Source organism: Spirillospora sp. CA-142024 (assembly GCF_050942325.1).
Taxonomy (GTDB): Bacteria; Actinomycetota; Actinomycetes; order Streptosporangiales; family Streptosporangiaceae; genus Spirillospora.
On sequence record NZ_CP192077.1, the window covers coordinates 2878997 to 2891619 of the forward strand.

A 12623-nucleotide genomic window follows, 5' to 3' on the forward strand; every position below is an offset into this window, starting at 1 on the left:
AGGAGCGTCGTGAACAAGGTTTCCATGCTCGGGTGCGCGGTCGTCATGGGTGCGGCGCTCACCGTCACGGGCATCGCCCAGGCCGCGCCCGACAGCGCTGTCAAGAAGCGGACGCACCCGGTGGTCGTCGGGCACCGAGGGTCGCCGGGGCAGGCGCCCGAGGAGACGCTCGCCTCCTACCGCAACGCGCTCCGCGACAAGGCGGACGTGCTTGAGGGCGACGTCCAGCTCACGTCCGACCGGCAGATCGTGCTCCTGCACGACGACACGCTCGCGAGGACGACCGACGTGGAGGAGGTCTACCCCGACCGGGCGCCGTGGCGGGTCGGGCAGTTCACGCTGGCCGAGATCAAGCGGCTGGACGCCGGATCATGGTTCGGCTCGCGGTACGCGGGCCAGAGGGTGCCGGCTCTGAAGGAGCTGCTGTCGGTCGTGGACAGGCGGACCGGTCTCAGCCTGGAGCTCAAGTCGCCGGCCAACAGCCCGGGCGTGGCCACGCTGCTCGCCGGGGAGCTGAACGCGGCGGGACTCACCGACGGGGCGACGCTGCGGTCCGGCGCCTATCGCGTGCAGGTCCACTCGCGGGACCAGGAGGCGCTCAGGGAGTTCCACGCGTCCGCGCCCAAGGTGCAGCTCTCCTACCTGACCGGCGGGCGGATGCTCGGCGACGAGGAACTGGCCGCGCTGGCGGGCTGGACGGTCGGGGTGTACGCGCACCCGCGGGTGACCGGCGCGGCCGACGTCCGGCGCGCGCACGCCAAGGGGCTGAAGGTGTTCAGCGACCCGGTGGACAGCCCGGCCGAGGTCCCGATGGCCGCGAACCAGGGCTACGACTGGGTCACGTCGAACTTCCCGGCCACGGCCCGCCGGATCCTGGACGGCCGGGCGCCGTTCCCCGCGGCGAACGGCGTCGTGGTCGACAGCGTCTTCCCCGACCCGGGCGGCGACGACGCCCAGCCGGAGAACAGCGAGCACGTGGTGCTGCGCAACACCACGTCCCGGCCGATCGACGTGAGCGGCGGCTACCTGCGCGACCAGGCGAGCAACCTGATGAAGATCGGCCCCGGGTACGTGATCCGGCCCGGGAGCCTGCTGCGCGTCCACGTCGGCCCCGGCACGAACCGCCCGGACGCCTACTACAACGGCCTGACGGCCGGCTTCCTGAACAACACGTCAGGCGACACGGTGTCGTTCTTCGGGGCCGACCACTCGCTGATCGACATCTACTCCTACATCGTCCCCTGATCCGGCGGTCAGCCGACCGTCAGGTCGATCGGCTCGACGCCGCGCGGCTCGAATCCGAGGGTCTGGCCGTAGAACGCCAGCTCCGCCTCCAGGCACCGGACGACGGTCGCCGCCTTCCGGAAGCCGTGGGACTCGCCCTCGAACGTGAGGTAGGCGTAGGGCATCTTCTTCTCGGCCAGCGCATGCGCGAACCGCTCGGACTGGTCCGGCGGCACCACCGGGTCGCTCAGGCCCTGCAGGAGCAGGACGGGGCAGGCCGTATCGCCCGCCCGGTTGAGCGGCGAACGCTCCTCGTAGGCGCGCTCGAAGCCGGGCAGGGGCCCGATCAGGCCGAACAGGTAGTGCGACTCGAAGTCGTGCGTGGCCTCGGCGAAGCTCTGCAGGTCGCTGATCCCGAAGTAGGACGTGGCGGCCTTGAACACGTCGGTCTGCGTGACCGACGCGAGCGTCGTCCAGCCGCCGGCGGAGCCGCCGCGGATGGCCAGCCGGGCGGGGTCGGCGATGCCGCCGTCCACGAGGGCCTGCGCGGCGGCGATGGCGTCCTCCACGTCGACGACGCCCCACTGGCGGCGCAGCCGCTCGCGGTAGGCGCGGCCGTAGCCGGCCGATCCGCCGTAGTTGACGTCGATGACGCCGATGCCGCGGCTGGTGAAATACGCACGTTCCAAATCGAGCACCGTGGACACCCGCCCCGTGGGCCCGCCGTGCACGAAGACCACGTACGGGGGCAGTTCCTTCTCCGGCCCGGCCGCCTCGGGGTTGGTCGGCGGGAACACGTAGGCGTGGACGGGACGTCCGAACGGCCCTTCCAGGCGTTCGGCCCGCGGCCTGGACAGGTACGCGACGTCCGGAAGCTCGGGCAGTTCCCGGCGCAGCCCCTCGACGCGACCCGTCGTGGTGTCGACCCGCACGACCGAGGCCGGCAGGTCGGGTCCGCCCGCGATGCCCACGATCGTCGTGCCGTCCGTGGACAGCTGCGCCGCCCAGTGCTCGTACGGGACCTCCAGGTCGATGAGGTCGAGCGTCTCGGGGTCGTAGATGCCGAGCCGCATGTCGCCCTCACCGTGCAGGACGGCGAGGCGGCCGTCGCCGAGCAGCGCGTACGGCATGCCGCCGAGCTGCCACAGCGGCCCGGTGAACTCCTCTTCGGCCGGGTACAGCGCCTGCGGGGACTCGCCGTGCAGGCCGACCTGGTAGATGTTCCACCAGCCGGGCCAGTCGGAGATCACGTACAGGGACTGGTCGTCGCGCCACAGCGGCGCCAGCGCCGACTCGGTGAGGCCGCCCTTGACGGTCCGGGGCGCGACCGCCGCGCCGTCCTCGATCGCCGCCACGCGCAGCTCCGTGCCGTCCCACGGCATGCGGGGGTGGTTCCACTGCACCCATGCCAGATGGCCGCCGCCGGGGGACGGCGCAGGGCTGGCGTAGAACTGCGCGCCGGTGACGAGCTCACGGATGGCGCCGGCGTCCCCGGCCGCGCGGCCGTCCAGCGGGATGGCGACGATCGCGCGCCGGATGCCCGTGGCGGCCTGCTCGCCCGCGGCCGTCTCCTCCCCGTCCTGCGCCGGTTCCGCGATGTGACCCTCGCACACGCACCAGATCTCCGTCCTGTCCGGGGACAGGACGTAGTCGGCGAACCGCAGCCCCGCCGGGACGGCCGGCTCCGGCGTCAGCGGGTACGGCTTCGGGTCGCCCTCGTCGAGCCGGTGGAGCCGCTGGTCCTCGTAGTTGGAGAACACGATCGACCAGTTCCCGCCGGTGCGGATGGGCAGGTACGACCGCCCGCCGTACTCGTGGACACGGGTACGGGCGTCCCACGGCGCCTGCAGCAGCTCCGTGCGCCGACCGCCGTTCAGGTGGACGACCGTCGTCCGGCCGCCCTCCTCGGGCCGGGTCTCCTGCCACCACACGTCATCGCCCGCGACGGTAGGGAAACTGAGGCGCAGCCGGGCGCGGGCGACATCGGCCGCAGAGATGGGTGAAGGCCATGAGCCGTAGGGGAGGGTCGCACGAGCGGTCATAACAGGAATCGTCCCGCATACGGGGATCGGTTGGGGCCATGACGGTCTGTTTGACGTCGGAAAGATACACGCCGGCCGTCCGGAAACCCGCCGGTGGTGCCGAGGGTCGCCTCGTCCGGTGGCAGGGACGGCGAAGGGCGCCGCCGGAACCGGCGGCGCCCTTCGCGGCGGAACGGGTCCTCAGACCGGCTAGACGGGCTGCTGGGTGACCCCGACCCCGGGGACGGGAGGCGGCCCTCCCGTGGTCATGGTCTTGGCCTCGGTCTTGCGGCTGCGGCGGCTGCGGGCCTCCAGCCACGTCGCCACCCGGCTCAGCGACATGTTGATCGCGATGTAGATGATCGCGACGATGACGCCGGCCTGCAGGACGTTGTTGCTGTAGTTCGCCGGCACCTGCTTGAAGCCGGCCTGCAGGAACTCGCCGTAGGCGATGATGAACCCGAGCGCGGTGTCCTTGAGCAGGACGACGATCTGGCTCACGATCGCCGGCATCATCACCGTGATCGCCTGCGGCAGCAGGACCAGCCGCATCACGCCGTTCTTGCGGAGGCCGATGGAGTAGGCGGCCTCCGACTGGCCCTTCGGGATCGACAGGACGCCGGCCCGCACCACTTCGGCGAGCACCGAGCCGTTGTACATCGTCAGGCCGAACACCACCGCGGCGAAGGCCGGCACCGTGACCGTCCCGGCGTTGCTCTCCACCCCGAAGATCGAGAAGAAGTAGTCCACCGACATACGCTGGAGCTGGCCGAACGGGGACTCGGCGATGGACGGGCTGATCTTGTTCGGGACGAAGAACGCCAGGAAGATCAGGATCAGCAGCGGGATGCCGCGGAAGAACTCGACCACCGCCCCGGCGGGGATCCGGATCCACCAGTGGTCCGAGAGCCGCGCGAGGCCGAACACGATGCCGAACAGCAGGGCCAGCACGGTCGCGACGGCGGCGGCCTTCAGGGTGTTCATCAGGCCGGGCAGGAGCAGGTGCCGCCAGACGGTCCACTCGGTGAACGGCGTCCACAACTTCTCCTCGAACTGGCCCTTGTCGTTCAGGCGCCAGACGAGCGCGGCGAGGACGGCGGCGAGCACCACGGACACGATGACGGACAGCAGCGTGTTCCGCGCGCGCGCCCGCGGCCCGGGGACGTCGAAGAGAACGGTCGCTTCCTTGCTCATCGCGCCACCGCCATCCGCTTGGCCAGCCAGCCGAAGAAGTATCCGGTCGGCAGGGTGAGGATCAGGAAGCCGACGGCCACGCCGAGGAACAGCGGGATCACCCCGTTGGCGAACGTGGGCTTGTCGACGATGGTCTTGGTGACCAGCGCGACCTCCGCGTAGCTCGCCGCGGCGGCCACCGTCGTGTTCTTGATCATCGCGATGAAGACGCTGCCCAGCGGGGCGATGATCGCGCGGAACGCCTGCGGCAGGATGATCATCCGGAGCGACTGGGTGAAGGTCAGCCCGATCGAGCGCGCCGCCTCGGCCTGGCCGAGCGGGACGGTGTTGATCCCGGAGCGGAGGGTCTCGCAGACGAAGGCCCCGGTGTAGGCGGAGAGCCCGAGGACCGCCCACCAGTAGTAGGTGGTCGAGGAGTTCTCGGAGAACTTCAGCGCGAGGATGTCGTTGAGGCCCAGGCTGCACATCAGCAGCACGAGGGTCAGCGGCGTGTTACGGACGATGTTGACGTAGCCCGTGCCGAAGGCGCGCAGCACGGGGACGGGTGCGACGCGGAAGCTCGCCAGCAGCGTTCCGATGATCAGCGAGAGCACGGCGGACGCCGCCGCGAGGCGGAGGGTCGCCCAGAAGCCCTGCATGATCTCGTTGAAGTTGTCGAAGAACGGGCTGAAGTCAAACATTGCTCAGCTGTTTCATTGCGTTCCTGCAGGGTCAGGGCCTGCCGGTGCGCCCCGGCGTTCGCGGGGCGCACCGGCGTGACGGGCGTCATGCGCGGCCTGAGGTCAGGCGCAGCCTTCCATCTGCGGGACGGTCGTGACGAGCTTCAGCCCGGTGCCGGCGAAGTGCTTCTCCAGCAGGGTCTTGGCGGTGCCGTCGGAGTACATCGTGGTGATGGCCTTGTTGACGGCCTCGCAGGTCTCGGTGTCGCCCTTCTTGATGCCGACGCCGTACTTCTCGTCGGTGAAGGGGTCGTTGATGACCTTGAAGGCGCCCTTCTGCTGGTTGGCGAACCCGGCGAGGATCAGGTCGTCGGTGCTGACCGCGTCCAGCGCCTTGGACTTCAGCTTGCTCACGCATTCGGAGTAGCTGCTCGCGTCGACCAGCGTGACGCCCTTGATGTTGAGCTTGCCGTCCGGCGGGCCCTCGGTGACGCGGCGGAAGGAGTTGGATCCGGCCGCCTTGCACAGCTTCTTGCCCTTGAGGTCCTGGGCCTTCTTGATGCTGCTGTCGTCCGCGCGGACCATGGTGTCCTGGTGGGCGACGTAGTACGGGCCGCCGAACGTCACCTGCGACTTGCGCGCGTCGGTGATGGAGTAGGTCGCGAAGATCAGGTCGACCTGGCCTCCGCCGAGGAACGACTCGCGGTTCGCGGACGTCGTCTCCTTGAACGTGATGCCGCTCTCGGGAACGCCGAGCGACTTGGCGACGTACTTGGCGACGTCCACGTCGAAGCCGTCGAAGGTGCCGTCCGGCTTCTTCAGGCCGAGCGCCGGCTGGTCGAACTTGATGCCGATGGTCAGCTTCTTGTCGTCCTTGGCCTTCTGGACGACCGTCTTGGCCTCGGTCTTCTCGGTGTCGCTGCCACAAGCGCTGAGCGCCAGTGACAGCGCCATCCCCGCCCCGATGAGGGCGCCGAAACGACGTACTCGCATTCTCGTCCTACCTCTGCTCTCTGCCGGAGCCCCGCGGCTCAGTGCGTGAGGATCTTGGAAAGGAAGTCCTTCGCGCGCTCGGTCCGCGCGTTGGTGAAGAACTCGTCGGGAGTGTTCTCCTCCACGATCTGGCCGTCCGCCATGAACACGACCTTCCGCGCGGCCCTGCGCGCGAACCCCATCTCGTGCGTGACGACGATCATCGTCATGCCCTCGCGGGCCAGGCCCGTCATGACTTCCAGGACCTCGTTGACCATCTCCGGGTCCAGTGCCGAGGTCGGCTCGTCGAAGAGCATCACCTTGGGCTTCATCGCGAGGGAGCGCGCGATGGCCGCTCGCTGCTGCTGCCCGCCGGACAGCTGCGCCGGGTACTTGTTCGCCTGGTTCGCGATGCCGACCCTGTCGAGCAGCTCCATCGCGTGCTTCTGCGACTCCTGCCTGCCCTGCCTGCGGACCTTCACCGGCCCGAGCGTGACGTTGTCCAGGATCGTCTTGTGGGCGAACAGGTTGAACGACTGGAAGACCATGCCGACGTCGGCGCGGAGCCTCGCCAGGTCCTTGCCCTCCTTGGGCAGCTCCTTGCCGTCCACGAGGATCTTGCCGTCGTCGATCGGCTCCAGCCGGTTGATCGACCGGCACAGGGTCGACTTGCCGCCCCCGGACGGGCCGATCACGACGACGACCTCGCCCGAGTCCACGGTGAGGTTGATGTCCTTGAGGACGTGCAGCTCGCCGAAGTGCTTGTTGACGTGCTCGACCACGACGAGGGGCCGGTCACCACTGGTAACCGGCTCCGGGGTGGAGTCCTCCGGCCCGGTCTTGGTGAGGTCGGGCCCGCTTTCGCTGTCCGTCATGAGCCCGGACCCTATGTCATCGGCAGTACTGCGAAAGTTGCCGCGCGGTACCGATCCGATCACGAATACCCATGTCGGACGGGGTGCCGTCGTGGCGGAGAGTGATCATCCGTGCTGGGCGCAGGGGTGCGTAACCCGTTCGGTCATATCACGGCGGAGCCGTACCCTTGGTGACTGTCATGAGTACGCCAATGGAGACGGCTCACCGTACGTACGAGATCCGTACCTACGGGTGCCAGATGAACGTCCACGACTCCGAGCGGCTGTCCGGGCTCCTGGAGTCGGCCGGGTACGTCCGCGCGGAGGACGCCGAGCCCGACGTGGTGGTCTTCAACACCTGCGCGGTGCGGGAGAACGCCGACAACCGGCTCTACGGCAACCTCGGCCACCTGCGGCCCGTCAAGGACGGCCACCCGGGCATGCAGATCGCCGTCGGCGGCTGCCTGGCGCAGAAGGACCGCGAGGCCATCGTCAAACGCGCCCCTTGGGTGGACGTGGTGTTCGGCACCCACAACATCGGGTCGCTGCCCGCGCTGCTGGAGCGTGCGCGCGTGCAGAGCGAGGCGCAGGTCGAGATCGAAGAGTCCCTGGTGACCTTCCCGTCGACGCTGCCGACGCGCCGCGAGTCCCCGTACGCCGCTTGGGTGTCGATCTCCGTGGGGTGCAACAACACCTGCACGTTCTGCATCGTCCCGTCCCTGCGCGGCAAGGAGAAGGACCGCCGCCCGGGGGAGATCCTCGCCGAGGTCGAGGCGCTGGTCGCCGAGGGCGTCCTGGAGATCACCCTGCTGGGGCAGAACGTGAACGCATACGGTTCGGGTTTCGGAGCGCTGTCGGCGGCGCCGGACGAGGTCCGCGCGATGACCGCCGGAGGGCAGTCCGCGTTCGCCGGGCTGCTGCGCGCGTGCGGTGGCGTCGACGGCCTGGAACGGGTCCGGTTCACCTCGCCGCACCCCAAGGACTTCACCGACGACGTCATCGCCGCGATGGCGGAGACGCCGAACGTGATGCCGTCGCTGCACATGCCGCTGCAGTCCGGGTCGGACGCGGTACTGCGCGCGATGCGCCGGTCGTACCGGCAGGAGCGCTACCTAGGCATCATCGAGAAGGTCCGGGCCGCGATCCCGGACGCGGCGATCACCACCGACATCATCGTGGGCTTCCCCGGCGAGACCGAGGCCGACTTCGAGGAGACCCTGCACGTCGTGCGGGAGGCCCGGTTCGCCTCGGCGTTCACCTTCCAGTACTCCAAGCGTCCCGGCACCCCGGCCGCGACCATGGACGGCCAGCTGCCGAAGGAGGTCGTCCAGGAGCGCTACGAGCGGCTCATCGCACTCCAGGAGGAGATCTCCTGGGCGGAGAACAAGAAGCAGCTCGGCCGGACACTGGAGGTCCTGGTCGCGGAGGGCGAGGGCCGCAAGGACGAGGCGACCCGACGGCTGTCGGGACGCGCGTCCGACAACCGCCTGGTCCACTTCAGCGCGCCCGAGGAGCCCGTCCGTCCCGGCGACATGGTCACCGTCGAGGTCACCTATGCCGCGCCGCACCACCTGGTCGCCGACAAGCCCGCGCCCGCCGTCCGCCGGACGCGGGCGGGAGACGCATGGGAGGCCCGCCAAGGCCGGGACGACGGGCAGAAGGGCGTCTCTCTGGGCATGCCGTCGATCGGGCGGCCGGCCCAATCCGCCGCGCCCGTGTCAGGCTGCTCGACCGGCCCCTGAACCCCGGCCTCCTGAACTCCGGCGCGATCGGGCCGTGGCCTACCCCGTCTCGACGGGCCGGGCCGGAACCGGGCCCAGCGAGATGCTGTGGCGGTGCCGCCCGTTCAGCGGCGACCGGCTCGCCGGCAGGGGGCCGTGCGGCGTCGGGCGCCTCGCGGCGGGCCGGCCGGGAACCGGTGGGTCAGGTCGGCTGGCCCTGATCGCCCGGACCGGGCTGGCCGGGCTGGCCGCCGCCTTCGCCGCCCTCGCGGTCGATGTAGTCGCCGGCCTTGTCCTGGGCCTGGTCGACCTTGTCGGCGTACTGGCCGCCGGTTCGCTCGTCGAACGTGTCCCCGGCCTTCTCCGTGCCCTTCTTGGCCTGGTCGGGGTGCTGCCCGAGCATCTGCTTGACCTTGTCGACGATGGACATGCGGTATCCCCCCGGATCCCTCGTCTCGTCCGTGGGCCGCGCGACCTCGCGCGACGCCCGTACAACCCGGCTATACCCGTTCTCTTGCCACAATTAAGCCCGTGACCTCACCCAATGCGTCTCATGTCCCCGCTCCCGCCGCCCCGCCGGTGATCGCGGTCGTCGGAGCCACGGCCGCCGGCAAGTCCGACCTGGCCGTCGAGCTGGCGATCCGGCTGGGCGGCGAGGCGGTCAACGCCGACTCGATGCAGCTCTACCGCGGCATGGACATCGGAACGGCGAAGCTGACGGCGGACGAGATGCGCGGTGTGCCGCACCATCTGCTGGACATCTGGGACGTGACCGCGACCGCCAGCGTCGCGGAGTACCAGCGGCTGAGCGCCGAGGTGATCGCCGGCATCCGGGGCCGGGGGCGGACTCCGGTGCTGGTGGGCGGTTCCGGGCTGTACGTGCGGGCGGCCCTCGACCACCTGGAGTTCCCGGGGACGGACCCGGCCGTCCGGGCCCGGCTGGAGGCGGAGCTGTCCGAGGCCGGGCCCGATGCGCTGCACGAACGGCTTCGCGGCCTGGATCCGGCGGCCGCGGAGGCGATCCTGCCGAGCAACGGCCGCCGGATCGTCCGGGCCCTGGAGGTGATCGAGATTTCCGGCCGCCCGTTCACCGCGACCCTGCCCGAGCACCGGTACCGCTACGACGCGGTCGTGCAGATCGGGCTGAGCGTCCCGCGGGCGGAACTGGACGAGCGCATCGCCCTGCGGGTGCGGCGGATGTGGGACGCGGGCCTGGTCGACGAGGTCCGGGGTCTGGAGAAGCGGGGCCTCAGGGAGGGCCTGACCGCGGGCCGCGCCCTCGGCTACGCACAGGTGCTCCGGTTCCTGGCGGGGGAGTCGACGGAGGACGAGGCCAGGGAGGACACCGTCCGGACGACCCGGCGGTTCGCGCGCCGGCAGGAGTCGTGGTTCCGCCGGGACCCTCGCGTCCGGTGGCTGCCCTACGATGACCCTGACCTGGTCGATCACGCGCTGGCCCTGGTCGGCTGACGGAGGCCGCGAACCCGTGCGACCGGGGCGCACGGCAGGGGGTGCGTGGTTCCGAATCCCCTTCTCACCAGGGCCTCCGCGGTTCCCGGTGCGGTCCCGGCCCGAACGGGACAACGGTCCCTCTCCAACGGGACCTTCCGCCGCATAACTTCTCTCTTGCACACCCTCTGGTGAATGGCCCGTATGGACCGGGATGGGAGCCCCGGAGCCGTACGGAGCCTGAGGGCCGGTGGCGACCTTCTTGGCGGGGGGCGGTCACCGGCCCTCCCACCGGGAGGGCGGCGCCTCAGGGATGGACGCCGTTGACCGGCAGCCTGGCGCGGACCAGGGTCCCGCCCTTCGGACCGGGCCCCACCGTGCAGGATCCGCCCAGTTCGGCCGCGCGCTCGCGCATGGACGACATGCCGATGCCGGAGCGCACATGGTCGGGCAGCCCCACACCGTCGTCGCCGACCGTGACGTGCAGATCGCCGTTAAGGTACAGCCGCACCTCCGCGCAGCCGGCGTTGGCGTGCCGGTGCACATTCGTGAGCGCCTCCTGGACGATCCGGTACGCGGCGACCTCGGCGGCGGCGGGGAGCCGTTTCAGATCGCCTTCCACGTGCACGTCCACCTGGGGGCCGTCGCCCGTGGCGACGACGCCGCCGAGCGCCTGGATCGCGCCCTCCAGCCCGAGATCGTCCAGTGCCGGGGGGCGCAGGCCGTACACGAGCTCCCGGATGTCGCCGATGGTGCGGCCCATGGTGGCGCGCAGTTCCTCCAGCAGCCCGTCGACCGCCTCGGGGTCGGTCTTCAGCGTGATGCGGGCGGCGTCCACCGTCATGGCGAGGCTGGCCAGGGTCGGGCCGAGCCCGTCGTGCAGGTCGCGGCGGAGCCGGCGCCGCTCCTCCTCCCGGGTGCGCAGGATGTGCTCGCGGGACCGCTGGACGTCCGCGGCGAGCCGCGCCGCGTTCGCCAGCTCCGCGAGGTTGCGGGCCAGGATGCCGGACAGCCGCGCGTCGGGGGTGCGGGTGACGCCGAACAGCAGCCGGCCCACCGGCTCCCCGTGCCACACCAGCGGGATCAGCTGCGGCCGCTCGCCGAGCACGCCGTCCTCCGCCGAGATCGTCCGGCCGTCGCGGTCCAGCACCTCGATCGCGACACCGCTCGCGTGCAGGGCCGAGCGCGCCACCTCGGCGGCGACGGCGAGCGCGGCGCCCGGGTTCGCGGCGGTCTGCAGCCGCCGGTTGAGGCGGTCGGCGATCCGGTACGGGTCGCGCTCGCCGTGGATGAACCCGTCCACCGTGCGCTGGAGCCGCCGCCGGACGGGTTCGAACACCGCGCCCGCGACGATGGCCCCGGCGAGCCCGGCGAGGGTGCCCCTGCCGTGCGCCAGCAGGCTCGCGGTGCCGACGAGCGCGAAGTAGACGCCGGTGATGACGACGACGAGCCCGGCGTAGACCAGCGTCCGGCTGACCACGAGGTCGATGTCGTACAGCCGGTAGCGGGTGATCGCGATCGCGATGCAGATCGGGACGGCGACGATGGTGATGTCGCGCACCGGGTCGCCGATGGGGCTGTTCTCGCCGACGAAGATGATGGCCTCCGCGACGATGCCCGGATAGACCACCCAGCCGATCTGCCGCCGGACGTCCGGCGGTGACTGCACGAACCGCACCGCCACCGAGAACAGGCCCGCGGCCAGGGTCCCGATGATGATCGCGCTGATCGGCACCGGGATCCGGTCGAAGGAGTAGACCGAGACGCCGTTGTGCCAGCTGCGCACGTCCGGGTCGATCGTCAGGTGGACGCAGACGATCACCGGGACGAGGCAGGCGAGGACGAGCACCGGGCGGAACCAGCGCGACACGAGCCGCCCGTCCGGGAAGATCAACGGCAGGATCAGTGTCAGGGCGTAGGTGTCAATGGCCCACAGCCAGGTCCCGAGCCACGTGACGAACCCGGCTCCGGGCCAGTGGTGGAGCTCGAACCATGGGCCGAGGTTGAGGGTCAGGACGTACACCGAGGCGCTGAAACCGGCGCCGACCATGAGCCAGGCGACCCTCAGCCCCGGCCGGTGCCGCAGCAGGACGGCGCCCCCGGGCGTCCAGGCGAGCGCGACCAGGATCTCCGGGTGCCACCACACCATGCGCAGGTCGGAGGGCATCCGGGCGCCGATGACGAGCGACGCGGTGACGGAGGCGACCGCGGCGAGCGCGAGCAGGACGCCCAGGCGTCCCGCCCCGCGGTCGTGCTCTTCCGTCTCCATGAAGCCGCTCCCCGCCCCAAAGTAATGGAATGTTAAAACGTCCTGCTCCCTGTCCCGCAGACAAAGGGGCGTCCGCCTCAGGACACCGGGATCGGGTTAGGCGGAGACTGGCCCGGTCACCGTGCATGTGGGCGTGCCGTGATGGTAACCGCGGAATCCGGCGAGGAGAACGGAAGCCGCAGGTCAGACTTGTCCGGCGGGGCCGCCGGGCGGCGGGGGCGCGGCGCGCCGCGGCCGCCCGCCGGGCGCCCGGCCGGCAC

At 70.7% G+C, this 12623-nt stretch carries 10 protein-coding genes; 3 read left to right on the forward strand and 7 right to left on the reverse strand.

Translation table 11 applies throughout. From position 1 onward, the window contains the following. Positions 1–9 precede the first annotated feature (9 nt). Complete coding sequence (locus ACQPZP_RS13955; protein WP_433478036.1) at positions 10–1245, forward strand: glycerophosphodiester phosphodiesterase family protein; 1236 nt, start codon at positions 10–12, stop codon at positions 1243–1245. Between the two features lie 8 nt (positions 1246–1253). Here ACQPZP_RS13955 and ACQPZP_RS13960 read toward each other — a convergent pair whose 3' ends face one another. From ACQPZP_RS13960 to ACQPZP_RS13980, 5 genes are all read right to left on the reverse strand, one after another. Then, positions 1254–3266 (reverse strand): prolyl oligopeptidase family serine peptidase, encoded by a 2013-nt coding sequence (locus tag ACQPZP_RS13960; RefSeq protein ID WP_433478037.1) that lies wholly within the window; start codon positions 3264–3266, stop codon positions 1254–1256. Between the two features lie 189 nt (positions 3267–3455). Next, complete coding sequence (locus ACQPZP_RS13965; protein WP_433478038.1) at positions 3456–4439, reverse strand: amino acid ABC transporter permease; 984 nt, start codon at positions 4437–4439, stop codon at positions 3456–3458. Beyond that, the gene (locus tag ACQPZP_RS13970; RefSeq protein WP_433478039.1) at positions 4436–5119 is read right to left on the reverse strand and encodes an amino acid ABC transporter permease; all 684 of its coding nucleotides are present in this window, start codon (positions 5117–5119) and stop codon (positions 4436–4438) included. The genes ACQPZP_RS13965 and ACQPZP_RS13970 overlap by 4 nt, the downstream gene beginning before the upstream one ends. 102 nt (positions 5120–5221) lie before the next feature. Then, positions 5222–6091, reverse strand: a complete 870-nt coding sequence (locus ACQPZP_RS13975) for a glutamate ABC transporter substrate-binding protein (protein WP_433478040.1) — start codon at positions 6089–6091, stop codon at positions 5222–5224. A gap of 38 nt (positions 6092–6129) precedes the next feature. Then, positions 6130–6852: an amino acid ABC transporter ATP-binding protein gene (locus tag ACQPZP_RS13980; RefSeq protein WP_433479606.1), complete on the reverse strand. Its 723-nt coding sequence runs from the start codon at positions 6850–6852 to the stop codon at positions 6130–6132. Positions 6853–7124: 272 nt separating this feature from the next. On the opposite strand from ACQPZP_RS13980, the gene miaB reads away from it, so the two are divergent. After that, positions 7125–8666, forward strand: a complete 1542-nt coding sequence (gene miaB, locus ACQPZP_RS13985; RefSeq protein WP_433478041.1) for a tRNA (N6-isopentenyl adenosine(37)-C2)-methylthiotransferase MiaB — start codon at positions 7125–7127, stop codon at positions 8664–8666. Between the two features lie 181 nt (positions 8667–8847). Here the strand turns inward: miaB and ACQPZP_RS13990 are convergent, their stop codons facing one another. Continuing rightward, positions 8848–9075 (reverse strand): antitoxin, encoded by a 228-nt coding sequence (locus ACQPZP_RS13990; RefSeq protein ID WP_433478042.1) that lies wholly within the window; start codon positions 9073–9075, stop codon positions 8848–8850. Between the two features lie 149 nt (positions 9076–9224). Here ACQPZP_RS13990 and miaA point away from each other — a divergent pair, with 149 nt between their 5' ends. After that, positions 9225–10115 (forward strand): tRNA (adenosine(37)-N6)-dimethylallyltransferase MiaA, encoded by an 891-nt coding sequence (miaA, locus tag ACQPZP_RS13995; protein WP_433479607.1) that lies wholly within the window; start codon positions 9225–9227, stop codon positions 10113–10115. A 286-nt stretch (positions 10116–10401) separates the two neighbouring features. Here miaA and ACQPZP_RS14000 read toward each other — a convergent pair whose 3' ends face one another. Next, a complete protein-coding gene (locus ACQPZP_RS14000; RefSeq protein ID WP_433478043.1) occupies positions 10402–12363 on the reverse strand; it encodes a histidine kinase in 1962 nt (653 codons plus the stop codon). Positions 12364–12623 lie beyond the last annotated feature (260 nt).